Genomic DNA, 16,605 nt, shown 5'->3' with positions numbered 1-16,605 from the left:
TCCTCGGGTCGTGGTGACCGCATAGGGGAGGAACGTCGCCGATGCCGCGAGGCCGTACCGCCCGGCCTGGCGCCTGCAGGTACCGTGTTTCACGCTCCGGGATGTCCCGCCGGGCGGCGGGGTATCCCCTGACGGGGACCGCATTCTGAAGGCCAGGGCTTTCTGCGGACCTTCGGTAAGGTCGCACCAGGGAAACAGCCGCCTTATGGGGTTGCGCGGTGACCGGGAGCAGGAGGGCCGTGCGGGATCGGGAACGGGAGACGGCGCTGCTGGCGTTGCTGGACGGCGTCACCGCGGCCCTGAGCGCCGGCGACGATCTGGAATCGGCGGCCCGGGCGACGCTGCGCGCGATACGCAAGGCGACCGGCTGGCCGCTGGGCCACATCTGGGTGCCGGAAGGCGGCGGCGACCGGTTCGTCTCCTCGGGAGCGTGGACGGGCGCGGTCAGGGAGTTCCCGCTGCTGTACCAGGCGACGGCCGCCACCCGGCTGCCTGCGGGGACGGACATCGTCGGCCGGGCAGCGGCCACCGGCGAGCCGGTGTGGTCGCGCGACGTCACCCGCGACCCGCTGTTCACCCGCGCCCGGCACGGGGCGGACATAGGGGTGCGGGCGGCGTTCGCGCTCCCGGTGGCGACCGCCGACGGTGTGGCCGCGGTGCTGGAGTTCTTCTGCCATGAGCCGGTCGAGCCGGACGAGTCGTTGCTGCGCGTACTGGCCAGCCTGAGCCGTCAGATGGGCCGGGTGATCGACCGCCACCGCGCCCGGCAGGAGGCCGAAGCCGCCCGGCGCCGGCTGGAGCAGGTCGTCGAGACCTCGGTGGAGGCCTTCGTGTCCGTCGACACCGACGATCGCATCGTCGGCTGGAACGCCACGGCCGAGCGGATGTTCGGGATCCCGCGTGACCAGGCCATCGGCACGGTCCTGCACGAGACGATCATGCCGGTCCGCTACCGGGAGGACTACCAGGCCGACCTGGCCCGCTTCCTGACCACCGGGAAGTCCCGGCTGATGGGGCGGCGGTTGGAGCTGGCCGCGCTGCGCTCCGACGGCAGCGAGTTCCCCGCCGAGATGGTGTTCTGGGCCACCCGCGAGGCCGATACGTGGATCTTCAACGCATTCGTTCACGACATCACCGACCGCCGCCGCGTGGAGCAGGCGCTGCGCGAGGCCTACGCCCAGCAGCAGGCCGTCGTGGCGCGGCTGCAGGAGCTGGACCGGGCCAAGGACGAGTTCATCGACACCGTCGGCCACGAACTGCGCACCCCGCTGGTGAGCGTCCTCGGCTACCTGGAGATCCTCACGCTCGGCAACGACGACCTTCCTCCCGGACGGCGGCTGCGGATGCTGGACGCCATGACCCACAACGCCCTGCGGTTGCAGCGGCTGGTCGAAGACCTGCTGGCGGTCACCACCACCGCCGGTGGCCGTCTGAGCGTCGATTCCGCCCCGACGCCGGTGGACGAGATCATCGCCGAGGCGGTGCAGGCGATGTCCGCCCAGGCGCGCTCCAGCGATCACCCGGTCCTGGTGCGCGTCGACGCGGGGCTTCCCCTCGTCCGGGCCGACCGGGGCCTCCTGGTGCGGGCGCTGAACGCCCTGCTGTCGAACGCGGCCAAGTTCTCGCCGGCGGGCAGCCCGATCACCGTGTCGGCTTCGGCCACCGGTGACACCGTGTCGATCGCGGTCAGCGACGCCGGTGCCGGCATCGACGCCGAGGACCTGCCGCACGTGTTCGACCGGTTCTACCGCGCCCGCTCCAGCACCGAAGCCGCCATCCAGGGCATCGGCCTGGGGCTGACCGTCGCCAAGGCCATCGCCGAGGCCCATCACGGCACCATCACCGCCACCAGCGTCCCGGGCGAGGGCTCGACCTTCACTCTCACCCTCCGGGTCCCGGATCCCGGAGAGGTGCCGGCCGTCCGGGACCTGGGCGACCGGCGCGAGGCTCCACCGCCGTGAGGGGCGGACCTCGTCGCGTCCCCGACGGCGGTGGCCGTCGCGGCGGAGGGGAGTGCTGAGAGCGCTCCGCTCCGGCGGACGCCCCGGGGCGGTGGCGGACCGTGCCCGCAGGAGGAGGGCGGCCCGTGCGGCCCGCCCGGTGTCAGGCGGTCGACCAGCGGCGGCCGATCTCCTCGGCGGTGGGCGGCGGGCCCGGCAGCGGGCCGGCCGAGGTCAGGCGGAGGGAGTCGAGGAGCAGGGCCAGGTAGCGGTGCCTCATCTGCGCGGTGCGCTCCTCGTCGCCGAGCCGGACGGAGGCGAGCTGCTCGAAGATCATCGAGAGGTCGGCGACCTCCAGTCCGGGACGGAGGATCCCGGCGTCCCTGGCCCGTTCGAAGACCTCCAGGGCGAGCCGCTCGGCGTGGGCGGACTCGCGGTGGAGGTCCTCGTCCGGGGTGAACGTCCCGGCCAGGCTCAGGGTGAGGGAGTGGGTGTCGGCCTCCACGATGCGGCGCATGAAGCGGGCGAAGACGGTCCAGGGGTCGCCGTCGTCGGCCAGGGCCGCCTCCGCCTCGGCGATGTAGAGTTTCAGCCCGTCGGAGCAGAGCTTGCGGAGCAGGATCTCCTTGCCGGCGTAGCGGCGGTAGAGCGCGCTGATGCCCACCCCGGCGCGCTCGGCCACCGCGGAGATCGGCGCGCCGGGATCGGCGACGAAGACCTCCCGGGCGGCCTGCAGGATCACTTGGTCGTTCCGGGCGGCCTGGGCCTTGCGGCCGCTCATCGGCGTGCTGCTGGTCGTCTCCATGGTGCCAATGTAAACCATGGAACATAATGTTCCGTTCTGCGCGTGGGTGAATCACCGTAATCCCGTCGCGCGGACCCGGTGATCGGGGAGTTCGGGGCCCGACGCCAGTCCCCGGTCCGACGCCCGAGGACTGGCGGCCGTCCTCCCGAGGCCCGAGGCCCGAGACCCCGGTCCGAGGCCCGAGACCCCGGTCCGAGGCCCGGGACCCCTCGGTCCGAAGCCCGGCGGCCGTCCTCGGCCCGACGTTCGGGGGCCCGGTCGGGGAGCGGTTCCCGGGTGCCGCGCATTGCGGAGATCCGGCAGGAGCGGGCCCTGTCCGCCGGGGTGGCGGCCGGACCGACGTCGGTCGCACGGGTGAACGCGGAAAGACCCGCACGAAGCGGGTCTTTCCGGGGCTTCTCAGCTCTTCGACGGTCCGGCTCAGGCTGCGGGGGTGGGACCGCTCGTGAGGGGGAGACGGACGACGTTGCGGCCTGTGTAGGCGCGCAGATCGACGACCTTGGTGTCACCGCTCGTCCTGCGGCGCGTTCCGGAGCGGATGTCCCGGATCTTGAGTCGCGTGACATATGGCGGCACGGCCACAAGCCTCTTCATTGAGCCCCCCGGCGTGATTGTTCCGTTATGCGCACTATGCACTTAATCGTATAAGACGACCGTAAAGACCTGCCTAGTAGGGCAGTCGCCGTCCCGACGGCGATCGGAGGTCCAGGTCGCAGGACCGGGTGGGACGGCGGCGGCCGCGCGGCCGGGTGATCCTGATGCGTCGCATGGTCTGCCCCTTTCCTCGCCTTCGACTATGGCCGCTCTCGCTTGACGTGCGATTGGCGGCCGCTTGCCGTACGGCTGCCGTGACGTCCACGGCGGCAAACCTATAGGTGTGGCGCGTCCGGGTTCAATGGGTTTCGTGACTCGGAGGCTCGCGGGCCTCACGCGGGGTGACGGCGGGCCGGAGGGTCGGATGCGCGGTTCTGGGTAGACCCCTCCGGGAAACGCCACGAGTTCTCGGGGGGGAACATGGCACGGTGCGAAGTCTGCGGGAACGACTACGACATGAGTTTCGAGGTGCACGCGCAGGGGGCGGTGCACACCTTCGACTGCTTCGAGTGCGCGATCCAGATGATGGCGCCGATCTGCGAGCACTGCGGGGTCCGGATCGTCGGGCACGGGGTCGAGGCAGACCGGCGCTGGTACTGCTGCGCGCACTGCGCCCGCAGCGAGGGCGAGAGCACGATCGTCGACCGGGCCGACATCCCGGCGCAGCAGGGCATGGAGCAGGGCATGGGGCAAGGCATGGCGAAGACCGCCCGGCGGTAGGGCCGCGGGTCCGCCGGGGGACACCGCCTCCGGCGGACGGCTGCGACGATCCGGTCGCGGAAGGCCCGGCTTCAGCGGACGGGCGCGGAGGCCCGGACGGGCGAGGGGGCCGCGGCCGGTCGCCTTTCGAGGACGGCCACCGCGCCCACCAGGACCACCAGGACGACCAGCTGGGCCATGGCCGACCAGAGTCCGAAGGCGACGCTCACCGGTGCGGCCAGCGCCCCCGCGATCCGCAGGCGGTTGCCGCCGATCCCGAGCACCCGGCGGAACCAGGCGCTGCCCGCCAGGAAGAGCGCCGCACCGGCGGCCAGGATGACGGCGGCCCCGGGCTTGAGCGGGTCGATCGGATGGCCGATCGCCTTCTTGACCCCGGCCGCGACCGCGACGATGCCCAGCAGCATCGGGATGTGCGCGTAGAAGTAGGCGCCGAGGACCAGCCGGGTGCGCCGTACCGGCTCGGCCCCGGCGAGGATGTGCTCGGCGCGCGTCTCGTCGTCCCCGCCGAAGTAGATCCACCACAGGCAGGCGGCCAGCGCGAGGCCGAGCGCCGCCGTCACGCCGAGGGCGGGACCGACGTGCAGCCCCTGGGCGCCGATGCCGAGGGCCACGATCGACTCCCCGAGCGCCACGATCACCAGCAGCCCGTGCCGCTCGACGATGTGCCCGGCCCGCAGTTCGAAGCCCTTCTGCCCGATGAAGTAGGGGCTGCCCCACAGCAGCAGCACCGCCATGCCCCAGAGCAGGTGGTCGTACGGCCTGCCGACCACGCCGGCCAGGCCGATCAACGCGACCCCGCCGAGGTTGAACGGGATCACCCGGGCGATGGCCGCGGTCGACTGGAGGTACAGCCCCGCGTGGACGAGGATCAGCAGCAGGTAGCCGACCGCGAACGCCGGGCCGTCGCCGTCGAAGGCCGACGGGATCGCCAGCGCCGTGATCAGGAAGCCGACCATGCCGAGCAGGATCAGCACCCGCCGGGCCGGCCGGACCGGCGGGACCGCGTTGGTCAGCCACGCGTAGCCCGCGTACATCCACCACAGGACGCCGAACACCAGCAGCACCCGGAGGGCGCCCTCGAGCGGCCTGCCCTCCTGGATGCCGTCCGCCACGAGGCTGGTGAGCTGGGTGACGGTGAAGACGAAGACCAGGTCGAAGAAGAGTTCGATCGTGGAGACGCGCAGTTCGCTCTCGGGGGGAGCGGGCTCCGCCCGCTCGGCGAACCAGCCAGGTAGCCGCATGCCGGACATTGTGACGGCAAGATCGGCGATCGCGCATTGAATAAACCACGATGTGAGACGGCGGCCTGTCGCGTCCGCCACCGGACGGGAGCGGAGGGGCGGACGAGAGGCCCGGCACACGCCCTCCCGCCGACGGGCCTCCGCGACCGGCCGGCGGGAGGTCAGCCGTCCGCCGGGGCGTCCTTGTCCCTGGCCACCAGGACGTCCGTCCGCTTGCCGGGCACGGGCCGCTCGGCCGTGCCGCGACGGCGCCGCGGCCGGGCGGGGGCGGGCTCGGCGGTCTCCCCGGGGTCGTCGTCCGGCTCCCCGGCGACCGGCGGGGCGGCCGGAGCGACCGGTGGCGCCGGGGTGCCGGAGCCTTCCGGGCCGGCCTGCCGTACCGGTGCGCCGGGGGAGGGGGCGGCCGCCTCCGGCTCGCGCAGCGAGGCGAGGACGTCGTCGGCCTCGGAGTCGGCGGCGAAGTCCTCCGCGGCCTCGGCCTCGCGCCTCTTGATCACCACCATGTGGTCGACCGACAGGCGCCCGGCCCCGTTGACGGCCAGCAGCACCGAGGCCGCGCCGAGCGCGACGATCAGGTTCACCTCGCCGCCGGTCAGCGGGAGCCCCTGGTCACCGTTGGCGATCACGAACACCGCGACGGCCTCGGCGAACAGCAGCAGCCCGCAGACGGGCACGGCCAGGCCCGCCACCAGCAGGGCCCCGCCGATGAGCTCCATCAGCATGGTCGCCCCGGCCCAGACCCCCGGGGCGGGGGCGCCCAGCGTGGCGAACTGCAGGCCGGTCGCGGTCAGGCCCGCCTCCAGCTTGTCCCAGCCGTTGGCGAAGAAGATCCCGCCGACGCCCAGCCGGGCGGCCAGGGCGGCGATGTCGTGGAGGGTTTGTCGCACGGCTCCTCATTCTGGTCCGGTCCGCCCTTCTTGCCCATAGCCGCGACCGGGAATCATCCGGACCCGGTCAGTCCGGGCCGGTCCGGTCGTCGGACCCGCGCGGCACCAGGACCGCCACCGCGGCGGCGGTGGCGCCGAGCAGCAGCACGCTGACGACGATCGTGGAGTGCAGCCCGGAGACGAAGGCGAGCCGGGCCTGCGCGAGCAGCGCCGCCCCGCCCTGGCCGCCGAGTTCCCGCGCCACGGCGTCGGCGGCGGCCAGCGACTGGCGGGCCCGCTCCATCAGCTCGGCGGAGACGCCCTCGACGGGGGCGAGCGAGGGGGCGTAGACGGCGGTGGTGACCGTGCCGAGCACCGCGACGCCCAGCCCGGCGCCGAGCTCGTAGGCGGTCTCCTCGATCGCGGCGGCACCGCCCGCGTGGGACTCGGAGGCCGAGGACATGATCGTGTCGGAGGCGGCCAGCAGCGCCACCTGGATGCCGAAGCCGATGCCGACGAAGCAGAGCGCGAGCGCCAGCGGGTGCTCCTCGGTGCCCCAGGCCAGGGTGGGGGCCAGGGACAGCGCGGTCAGCGCCAGGCCGCCGCCCATCGTGGCGCGCAGCCCGAGCCGGCGCAGCAGGTGCGCGCCCGCGAGCCCGCCGGCCACCGAGGCGGCCATCAGCGGCAGCATCCGCACCGCGGCGCCCGGCGGGCTGTCACCGAGCACGAGCTGGAGGTACTGGGCGAGCATCAGCTGGAGGCCGACCAGGGAGAAGACGGTCAGCAGCACCGCGGCCACCCCGGTGGAGAAGGACCGCCGCCGGAACAGGCTCAGGTCCAGCAGCGGAACGGCCAGCCGCCGCTGCCGGCGTACGAACCAGGCCAGCAGCGCGACGCCCCCCAGGAACGCCGCGACCCCCTCCGGGCGGCCGGCGCCCGCCTCCTTCAGGCCGAACGCGAACGCCAGGATGCCCAGCACCGACAGCAGCGCGCTCGGCGCGTCCCACGGCTGCCCGGCGCGGGTCCGGGACTCCGGCAGGATCCGCGCCGCGGCGGGCAGCAGGACCAGCAGGATCGGCACGTTGATCAGGAAGACGGCGCCCCACCAGAAGCGCTCGACGAGCAGCCCGCCGAGCAGCGGCCCGGCCGCCGCCCCGGCCGCCGCGACCGCGCTCCACACGCCCAGCGCGATCGCCCGCTCCCTGCGGTCGGTGAAGACCTGCCGGATGATGGAGAGCGTGGCGGGCATGATCATGGCTCCGCCGACGCCGAGGAGCATCCGCGCGGCGATGAGCGCGGTGGCGGTGGGGGCGAACGCGGCGGCGGCCGAGGCGGCGCCGAACACCACGTAGCCGGTCAGGACCAGGCGCCTGCGCCCGTGGCGGTCGCCGAGCGTGCCGAAGGTCAGCAGCAGCGGCGCGACCACCAGGGAGTAGCCGTCGACGATCCACAGCATCTGCACGGAGCTCGGGTCGAGCGCCGCGGTCAGGGCCGGGCCGGCGATGTGCAGCACGGTGGCGTCCACCGCGATGAGCAGCAGGCTCAGGCAGAGCAGGGCGAGGACCGACCAGCGGCCGGTCCCGGATGAGCGCGTGCCGGTCCCGGCGCGCCTGGTGTCGGCGGCGACCCCCATGGCGGTCATGCGCGGCTGGCGGGGGTACCGGCCCGGGCGAACATGCGTGGCAGCTTAGGCCATCCGCCGGAGTGGACGGGGCCCCGCCGGAAGATTGATCCGGGATGGAACGCGCCACCCGGCGCCGGAATCCGTGACCTCTCTAGAGAGATAGACCCCTCTATCCGCCGTCTAGGCAAACGGTGGTCCTCCCCGCACCATGGCGGTCGTGGGGAGTCAGAGCCAGGTGCGAGAGCCGTCGTGGTGAGCGGTTCCGGCGACCGGGACCCCGTCGGGGTCCCGGCCCCGCCGGATCCGGACGACCCGCACGGGTGGTGCGCCGCGGCCCTGGACCGGCTGGCCCGGGGCAGGCCGGAGGCCGCGCTGGAGGCCGCGCGCCGGGCGGTGGAGCACGGCCCCCCGGACGGGCCCGCCGCCGGCTGGGGCTACCGTCTCGCCAGTCTCGCCTTCGAACGGCTCGGCCGCGATGCGGAGGCCGTGGCCGCCGCCGAGGAGGCCGTACGGCTGGCCCCGGGATCCTGGGCGGCGCGGCTGCGCCTCGGCTCGGCCCTCCGCCGGGTCCCGGGGCGGTGGGCGGAGTCGTGGTCGCAGGCGGCCAGGGCGGTGCGCTACGCCCCGCAGGAGCCCGACCCGCACGTGCTCGTGGGAGACCTCGCGCTCCTGCGCGGAGAGCACGGGCGGGCCCGGGACGCCTACCGGGCCGCGCTGCGCCGGGCGGGCGACCACCCCGGCGCGAGGGTCAACCTCGGCCTGACGTTCCTGCGCTGGGAACGGCCCCGCAACCACCACGACCCCGCCTGGCCGGTCGACCCCCGCGAGACCGGCCGGACCCGGCACGCCCTGGAGACGTGGTCGCGGCAGACCCGGATCCTGCTCACCGCGGCCCTCCTCGCGGCCGTCGCGGCGGCCCTCGGTCCCGGCCTCACCGCCGAGGCGAGGATCTGCGCCGCGGCGGCGCCCGCCGCGGTCCTGGCGATCACCTTCCGGCAGGCCCGCAGGATCGGGCTCTGGTCCTACGTGCCGGCGATGCTCGCGCGCGACGTGTGGCTCGGTCTGACCGTCGCGGCCGCGCCGGTGGCGGTGGCGGCCTACGTCACGGCGGTCGCCACCCTCCCGGCGGCGCTGCCGGGCACGGCGGTGCCGCCCGGTCCCGCGGCGGGTCCGTGGACGGCTCCGGCGGGGGTGGTGCTCCTCAACGGCGCCGCGCTGCTCGCCGCGCGGGTGCTGGCCGAGGCGTGGCGGGGCCGGCCGGTCCGGGCGCTGGCCGAGTTCTCCGCGGCGGGCGGGGGCCGTACGGCCCGGCGCGACACCGGGGTGACGCTCTGGCTCGTGGCGGGCCGCGCGTGGTCGGTCCTGGCCGGGGCCGCGGCGGCCGCCGCAGCGCTGGACGATCCCCGCTGGGGTCTCGTGGCGCCGGCCGTACCGCTCGCCCTGCTCCGGGTCCACCGCGGCGGCGGCCTGGCCCCGCACCTGCGCGGGATCCTGGCCGGGGACCGCTGCCTGGCCGGGGCGCTGGCGCTCCTCGTGGCGGCCTCGCTCGCGCTCGGCGGAGCGGCCGCCGCGGCGCTCCTCGGACTCCCCGGCCCGCTGGTCCGCCTGGCGTGGCAGGCGGCGGCCGGGGCGCTGGTGGCGGCGGTGGCCGTCCACGCCACCAGGTCGGTCCGGGCGTGGTGGAGGGGCGCGCCCGGACCGCGGCGGGCCTCGCTGGCCATGTACGACGGCCGCGGCCGCCGCACGCCCGGCGACGTGCGGCCGCCGGTACGCCTGAGCGGGGAGGTGCGGCACGCCTTCGCCTCCGGCTGCGGGGTGGTCCTCGCCTACGCCGACCGGACGGGGCCGCGCGCGCTGGCCGTCGGTTCGATCGGCTCGGTCGGCCCGGCCGGGGAGCTGCGGCTGATCGCCGCCGGCGACGCGTGGGACGCGGCCGAACACGATCCGAGGGTGACGGTGTTCGTCGGCGACCCGCTGCGGCGCAGGTTCTGGGCCGAGGTGCGGGGCATCGCGATCGGCGACGCCGAGGCCGAGACGCTCCGGGTCACCCCCGAGCACGTCGTGGTCGGGGAGTATCCCGGCCGCCACCAGGGCCGCTTCCGCGACGGGTGAGCGGTCCGGCCGGACCGGCGGCCGGGACCGGCGGCGGGACCGGCGCGGCGGAGGTCCGCCCGGCGCGCGGTGCGGTGCTCGGACACGCCCAAATCCCCTCCCGGTGCGGTATAACCGGGGGCAGACCGGGGAGGCGTGATGCGGGACTCCGACAGGGCCAGGCCGGCGGGGCGGGCTGCGGCGCGGGACCTGTTCGAACAGGTGCGACTGCGCTACTTCCGCCTTTCACCGGGAAAGCGCAGGCTGATCCATGCCGCCGTGCTGGTCGGGGCGGTCGGGCTGGCGCTGGGCCTGGGCTGGCAGCCGGTCACCGCCTTCCTCCTGACGCTCGCCCTGCTCGGCTTCGCCACGCTCGCCCTGCGCTTCCCGCGCGCCGCCGCCACGGTGGCGGTGGTGGTGCCCTGGCTGACGATGACGAGCCTGCTCGACGGGCGGTTCCCGCAGTCGTGGATCCCGCTGGGGCTGATGCTCCTGGCCCTCCCGGTGGCGGGGGCCGCCCACCTGATCAGCTGGGTCCCCCCGTGGCTGACCACGCTGGCGGCGCTGGCCTGCGCGGGAGTGATCGCCCTCGTCCTCGTCCTCGCCGGCTTCCCGTCCGCCGTCGTCCTGTGGGCCGCGTACGGCACGGCCGCCGCCGTGCTGGTCTACCGGCTGGTCCAGGCCCGTCAGGTCAGGGCGGGGGCGGCGGTCCGGGAGCAGCCGGTCCGGGTCCGGGTCAGGGACGGCGGGCCGCCGCCGCAGCAGTCCGCGGACAGGGCCGCGCCGCCGCCCATCTCGGTCGAGGAGGCGCTCGGCGAGCTGGACGGCATGGTCGGCCTGGCTCCGGTGAAGGAGCAGGTGCGCTCCATCGCCGCCTCGATCGAGGCCTCCCGCCTGCGCAGGGAGGCCGGTTACGCCACCGAGCCGCCGATGCGCCACTTCGTCTTCGTCGGCCCGCCCGGCACCGGGAAGACCAGCGTGGCCAGGACCGTCGCGAAGATCTTCTACGCCTTCGGCCTGCTGGAGACGCCCTACGTGGTGGAGGCGCAGCGGGCCGACCTGGTGGGGGAGTTCCTCGGGGCGACGGCGATCAAGACGAACGAGCTGATCGACCGGGCGCTCGGCGGGGTGCTCTTCGTCGACGAGGCCTACAGCCTGATCAACTCCGGTGACGGCCAGCCCGACCGGTTCGGCTCCGAGGCGGTGCAGACGCTGCTCAAGCGGGCCGAGGACGACCGCGACCGGCTGATCGTCATCCTGGCGGGCTACGAGAAGGAGATGGGCGCCTTCCTGTCGTCCAACCCCGGCCTGTCCAGCAGGTTCGCGACCCGGGTCCGCTTCCCCGGTTACTCGGCCGGGGAGCTGGCCGAGATCACCGAGTCGCTGCAGACGCGGCGGGGCGACCGGATGGCCGGAGGGGTGCGGCCCGCGCTCCTGGCCCGGTTCGAGGACCTCCACCGCCGGGGCATCGTCGACGAGCTGGGCAACGCCCGGTTCGTGCGCAGTCTGGTGGAGGCGGCGGCGCAGGCACGCGACGTGCGGGTGGTCGGCGCGGGCGGCTCGCCCACCACCGAGGACCTGGTGACCGTCACCGGGCCGGACGTCGCCAAGGCGTTCGACGAGCTCACCGCCCGCTACCAGGATTACCAGGCCACCCCCACCCTGGAGGAGGCGCTCGGCGAGCTGGACGGCATGGCGGGGCTGGAGCCGGTCAAGCGGCAGGTGCACGCGATCGCCGCACAGCTCCGGATGGCCAGGATGCGCCAGGAGCGCGGCCTGCCCACTCCACCGCAGATGCGGCATTTCGTCTTCACCGGGCCGCCGGGCACCGGCAAGACCACCGTGGCCCGCGTCCTCGGCCGGGTCTTCGCCGCACTGGGCCTGCTGGTGCGGCCGGACGTGGTGGAGGCGCAGCGGGCCGACCTGGTCGGCCAGCACCTGGGCGCCACCGCGATCAAGACGAACGAACTGGTGGACCGGGCGCTCGGCGGGGTGCTCTTCGTCGACGAGGCCTACAGCCTGGTGAACGGCGGCTACGCCGGCGGCGACGCCTTCGGCGCGGAGGCGGTGCAGACGCTGCTCAAGCGGGCCGAGGACGACCGCGATCGGCTGGTGGTCATCCTGGCCGGATACGAACGGGAGATGGACGTCTTCCTGGCGACCAACCCGGGCCTGTCCAGCCGGTTCAACCAGCGGGTGCGGTTCCCCTCCTACACGCCGGCCGAGCTCACCGAGATCGCCGAGCTGCTCGCCGGGCGGTCGGGCGACCGATTCGACGCCCCCGCCCGTCACGATCTGGCCGACGTCTTCACCTGGGTCTGCGAGGACGGGCTGATCGACGGCCTGGGCAACGGCCGCTTCGCCCGCTCGCTGTACGAGCGCGCCGCGATGCGCCGCGACGTGCGGCTGGCCGCTCTCGAAGGCACCGCGAGCGCCGCGGACCTCACTACCATCACCAGCGCCGACGTGCGCGCCGCCGTCGACGAGCTCGCCGGCCGCTGACCCGGGTCCGCCCCGCCGCCCCGAGCCGCGACGCGCAGCGTCGCCATGTCACAGCGAGCACGTGACGAGGGAAGACGGCGGTTACCGGCCCCCGAGCCGCGACGCGCAGCGTCGCCATCGACACAGCACCTGGCCGAGATCGGACCCCGATTGGCGACTCTATGCGTTCTGATGGTTACATCATGTAGCAGTATGGCCACAGACAGCGGAGTGCTCCGGAGGGAGGGCGATGGCGGGATTCCTTTTCCGCAGGTTGCTCAACTATGTGGTGCTGATCGTCGTGGCCACCAGCCTCGCCTACATGCTGGCGGCCGGAGCGCTCAACCCCCGTGCCAACTACGAGGGGCGCAATCCGCCGATCCCTCCGGCGGTGATCGACGCCCGGCTCACCGAGCTCAACCTCAACGACAGGACCCCGGTGTTCGAGCGCTACCTGACATGGGCGGGGGGCGTCGTCCGGGGTGACTTCGGCAGGATGGTGACCGGAGGCTCGGTCAACGAGGACCTGGCCCGCCGCATCGGCGTGACCCTGCGCCTGATCACGATCGGGCTGGTCCTCGGCAGCGTCACCGGAGTGCTGGTCGGCGCCTACGCCGCGGTCAGGCAGTACGGCGCGTTCGACCGGGTGTCCACCGGCGCGTCCTTCTTCGTGCTCGCGATCCCGACCGTGGTGCTCGCGAACATGCTGATCATCGCCGCGGTCTGGGTCAACGGTCTGCTGCCCCAGCCGATCGTGTACGTCAGCGGCGAGTTCTCCGCCGGCCTGACGGGCGGGTTCTGGGCCCGGGCGGTCGACCGGATCCAGCATCTGATCCTGCCGACGATCTCGCTCTCGCTGGGCCTGATCGCCATCTACAGCCGCTACCAGCGCAACATGATGCTGGACGTGCTCGGCGCGGACTTCATCCGCACCGCGATGGCCAAGGGCCTGCGCCGCCGTACCGCGCTGATCAAACACGCGCTGCGCACCGCGCTGATCCCGGCGGTCACCTACTTCGCGTTCACCTTCGGCTCGCTGCTGGTCGGCACGACCTTCACCGAGAAGATCTTCGGCTGGCACGGCATGGGGGAGCAGCTGGTCAACTCCATCTACACCAACGACGTGAACAGCGTCGCGGCGATCAGCTGCTTCGCGGCCTTCGCGGTGCTGGTGGCCTCGCTCGCCTCCGACGTGCTGCACGCCGTCCTCGATCCGCGGGTCCGGGTGGGATAGATGAGCATCGCCGACGAGGAGCACGCCGAGGAGCTGGCGGGCGTCGAGCGGATCGGGACCCCTTCGCGCCTGCGGGTGGTCGCGGGGCGGTTCTTCCGCTCGGGGCAGGGACGGATCGGGTTCGCGCTGCTGACGGCGATGTTCCTGCTCGCGTTCGCGGGGCCGCACCTGAGCAAGTGGGGCTACACCGACAAGGACTTCACGGCCTTCCTGGCGCCGCCCTCGGCCGAACACTGGTGGGGCACCCTGCAGACCGGCGCCGACGTGTACGCCGTCACGCTGCGCGGCATGCAGAAGTCGCTGATCGTCGGGCTGCTCGCCGCGGTGGTCGGCACCGGGCTGGCGGCGGTGGTGGGCGCCTTCGCGGGCTACTTCCTCGGCTGGACCGACCGCACGCTGATGTGGGTCACCGACCTGCTGCTCGTGCTCCCGGCCTTCCTCATCCTGGCGATCATGTCGCCGCTCTTCGCCGAGGGCCAGTGGCTGCTGTTCGTGCTGATGCTGGCGCTGTTCCTGTGGATGGTCACCTCGAAGATCGTGCGGAGCATGACCATCTCGCTCAAGGAGCGCGAGTTCATCCACGCCGCCAGGTTCATGGGCGTGCACCCGATGAAGATCATCTTTCGGCACGTCATCCCCAACCTGTCGTCCCTGCTGATCGTGGACGCCACGCTGAACGTGAGCGCGGCGATCCTGACCGAGACCTCCCTGTCCTACTTCGGCTTCGGCATCCAGCCGCCGGACGTCTCCATGGGCAGCCTCATCGCCGACGGCGCCAGGACGGCGGTCTACGCCCCCTGGACGTTCTGGTTCTGCGCCGGGCTGCTGGTCGTCACCGTGCTCGCGGTGAACCTGGTCGGCGACTCCCTGCGCGACGCCTTCGACCCCACCGCGAAGAGGAACCGATGAGCGACCCCGTCCTCGAGGTCACCGGCCTCGACGTCACCTTCGGCTCCGGCCCCGGCGCGGTGCACGCGGTGCGGGGGGTCGGCTACGCGCTCCACCCCGGCGAGGTGCTCGGCATCGTCGGCGAGTCCGGCTCGGGCAAGTCGGTGACCTCGCTGGCCGTGATGGGGCTGCTCCCCGCGCACGCCCGGGTCACCGGCTCGGTGCGGCTGAAGGGCCGCGAGATCCTGGGCGCGGGCGAGAAGCGGCTCACCGCCTTCCGCGGCAAGACGATCTCGATGGTCTTCCAGGACCCGCTCTCCGCGCTCACCCCGGTCTACCGGGTCGGCGACCAGATCGCCGAGGCCGTCCGGATCCACCAGGACGTGAGCAGGCAGGCCGCGGACAGGCGGGCCGTCGAGCTGCTCGACCTGGTCGGCATCCCCAACCCGGCCCAGCGCGCCAGGGCCTTCCCGCACGAGTTCTCCGGGGGCATGCGCCAGCGGGCGGTGATCGCGATGGCGATCGCCAACGACCCCGACGTGATCATCTGCGACGAGCCGACCACCGCGCTCGACGTCACCATCCAGGCGCAGGTGCTGGAGGTCCTCAAGACCGCGCAGCGGGAGACCGGCGCGGCGATCGTCATGATCACGCACGACCTGGGGGTGGTGGCCGGGTTCGTCGACCGGGTCCTGGTCATGTACGCCGGGCGTCCCGTCGAGACCGGGCCGGTCGACGACGTCTACTACCGCCCGCGCATGCCGTACACCATCGGCCTGCTCGGCTCGGTCCCGCGGCTGGACGTGGGCGGACGGCGGCGGCTGGTCCCGATCGAGGGCAACCCGCCGTCGCCGGACGCGCTCCCGCCGGGCTGCCCGTTCGCGCCGCGCTGCCCGATGGTGGTCCCCGAGTGCGACGCGGCCGAGCCGCCGCTGGAACCGGTGGGCTCCGGCGACCGGCGGGCCGCGTGCATCCGCGCCGGGGAGATCGAGGAGGGGCGGACACCGCCCGGGGAGGTCTACGCCCGCAGCGGGGGCGGCAGGGCGGGCCGTCCCGCCGCGCCGGGAGCCGGGACCGGCGAGCGGCGCCTCCCGGCGCCGCGCGGCGAGCGCGCGACGGTCCTGGCGGTGGACGACCTGATCCGCCACTACCCCCTGATGAAGGGGGCGGTCTTCAAGCGCCGGGTCGGCACGGTGTACGCCGTGGACGGCATCGGCTTCGACATCCGCGAGGGCGAGACGCTCGGCCTGGTGGGCGAGTCGGGCTGCGGCAAGACGACGACGCTGATGGAGATCCTGGAGCTGGCCAGACCCCAGCGCGGCACCATCACGGTGCTGGGACGCGACACCGCCGCGATGACCTCCCGCGACCGGATGGCCGTCCGCCGCGACATGCAGGTGGTCTTCCAGGACCCGCTGGCCTCGCTGGACCCGAGGATGACCGTCCACGACATCCTCGCCGAGCCGCTGCGCACGCACGGGGTCGGGGATCCGGGGCCGCGCGTGCGGGAGCTGCTGCTGCTGGTCGGACTGGACCAGCAGCACGCGGCCCGCTACCCGCAGGACTTCTCCGGCGGCCAGCGCCAGCGCATCGGCATCGCCCGCGCCCTGGCGCTGGAGCCGAAGCTGGTCGTGCTGGACGAGCCGGTCTCGGCGCTGGACGTCTCCATCCAGGCGGGCGTGATCAACCTGCTGGAGGACCTGAAGGACCGGCTCGGGCTGTCCTACCTGTTCGTCGCGCACGACCTGTCGGTGGTCCGGCACATCGCCGACCGGATCGCGGTCATGTACCTCGGGAAGATCGCCGAGATCGGCCAGGTGGACCGGGTCTACGACACCCCCATGCACCCCTACACCCAGGCGCTGCTCTCGGCGATCCCGCTGCCCGACCCGGAGAAGGAGCGCTCCCGGACCCGGATCCTGCTCGAAGGAGACCTGCCGAGCCCGGCCGCCCCGCCCTCGGGCTGCCGGTTCCGCACCCGCTGCCCGAAGTTCCGCGACGTGCTGTCCGACGGGGAGCGGGAGCGGTGCGTGGACGAGGAACCCGTGATCCGGGTGCTGGACGAGGACCAGGGCGCCGCGTGTCACTACGCCGAGAAGATCAAAGTCGTATGAACCAGGA

Annotated in this window: 11 protein-coding genes; 7 read left to right on the top strand and 4 right to left on the bottom strand. The window is 73.7% G+C overall.

The window, feature by feature from the left end:
- The first annotated feature begins 239 nt into the window (after positions 1 to 239).
- Complete coding sequence (locus tag HS048_RS28615; protein ID WP_196469228.1) at positions 240 to 1,961, top strand: ATP-binding protein; 1,722 nt, start codon at positions 240 to 242, stop codon at positions 1,959 to 1,961.
- A gap of 142 nt (positions 1,962 to 2,103) precedes the next feature.
- Here HS048_RS28615 and HS048_RS28610 read toward each other — a convergent pair whose 3' ends face one another.
- Positions 2,104 to 2,745, bottom strand: a complete 642-nt coding sequence (locus HS048_RS28610; RefSeq protein WP_230881908.1) for a TetR/AcrR family transcriptional regulator — start codon at positions 2,743 to 2,745, stop codon at positions 2,104 to 2,106.
- A 1,014-nt stretch (positions 2,746 to 3,759) separates the two neighbouring features.
- On the opposite strand from HS048_RS28610, the gene HS048_RS28605 reads away from it, so the two are divergent.
- Positions 3,760 to 4,059 carry a hypothetical protein gene (locus tag HS048_RS28605; RefSeq protein ID WP_191894836.1) on the top strand — a complete coding sequence of 100 codons (300 nt, stop codon included), beginning with the start codon at positions 3,760 to 3,762 and terminating at the stop codon, positions 4,057 to 4,059.
- 71 nt (positions 4,060 to 4,130) lie between these two features.
- On the opposite strand, the gene HS048_RS28600 is transcribed toward HS048_RS28605, so the two are convergent.
- From HS048_RS28600 to HS048_RS28590, 3 genes are all read right to left on the bottom strand, one after another.
- On the bottom strand, positions 4,131 to 5,300 hold the full coding sequence (locus HS048_RS28600; protein ID WP_068898950.1) for a low temperature requirement protein A: 1,170 nt from the start codon (positions 5,298 to 5,300) through the stop codon (positions 4,131 to 4,133).
- Between the two features lie 161 nt (positions 5,301 to 5,461).
- The gene (locus HS048_RS28595; protein ID WP_196469227.1) at positions 5,462 to 6,187 is read right to left on the bottom strand and encodes a DoxX family protein; all 726 of its coding nucleotides are present in this window, start codon (positions 6,185 to 6,187) and stop codon (positions 5,462 to 5,464) included.
- A gap of 67 nt (positions 6,188 to 6,254) precedes the next feature.
- Positions 6,255 to 7,808 (bottom strand): MFS transporter, encoded by a 1,554-nt coding sequence (locus tag HS048_RS28590; protein ID WP_068898725.1) that lies wholly within the window; start codon positions 7,806 to 7,808, stop codon positions 6,255 to 6,257.
- Between the two features lie 231 nt (positions 7,809 to 8,039).
- Between HS048_RS28590 and HS048_RS28585 the strand changes: the two genes are divergently transcribed.
- From HS048_RS28585 to HS048_RS28565, 5 genes are all read left to right on the top strand, one after another.
- Positions 8,040 to 9,902, top strand: a complete 1,863-nt coding sequence (locus HS048_RS28585; RefSeq protein WP_196469226.1) for a hypothetical protein — start codon at positions 8,040 to 8,042, stop codon at positions 9,900 to 9,902.
- Between the two features lie 138 nt (positions 9,903 to 10,040).
- On the top strand, positions 10,041 to 12,383 hold the full coding sequence (locus HS048_RS28580; protein WP_068898721.1) for an AAA family ATPase: 2,343 nt from the start codon (positions 10,041 to 10,043) through the stop codon (positions 12,381 to 12,383).
- 229 nt (positions 12,384 to 12,612) lie between these two features.
- Positions 12,613 to 13,596, top strand: a complete 984-nt coding sequence (locus tag HS048_RS28575; RefSeq protein ID WP_068898719.1) for an ABC transporter permease — start codon at positions 12,613 to 12,615, stop codon at positions 13,594 to 13,596.
- Positions 13,597 to 14,505, top strand: coding sequence for an ABC transporter permease (locus tag HS048_RS28570; protein ID WP_068898717.1), 909 nt, complete (start codon positions 13,597 to 13,599; stop codon positions 14,503 to 14,505).
- A complete protein-coding gene (locus tag HS048_RS28565) occupies positions 14,502 to 16,598 on the top strand; it encodes an ABC transporter ATP-binding protein (protein WP_196469225.1) in 2,097 nt (698 codons plus the stop codon). The genes HS048_RS28570 and HS048_RS28565 overlap by 4 nt, the downstream gene beginning before the upstream one ends.
- Positions 16,599 to 16,605: the final 7 nt, after the last annotated feature.

Origin of the sequence: Planomonospora sp. ID91781 (assembly GCF_015711595.1) — a bacterium.
Taxonomy (GTDB): domain Bacteria; phylum Actinomycetota; class Actinomycetes; order Streptosporangiales; family Streptosporangiaceae; genus Planomonospora; species Planomonospora parontospora.
The sequence above is the reverse complement of the archived record's forward strand: the minus strand, read 5'-3'. Positions and strand labels throughout refer to the sequence as shown.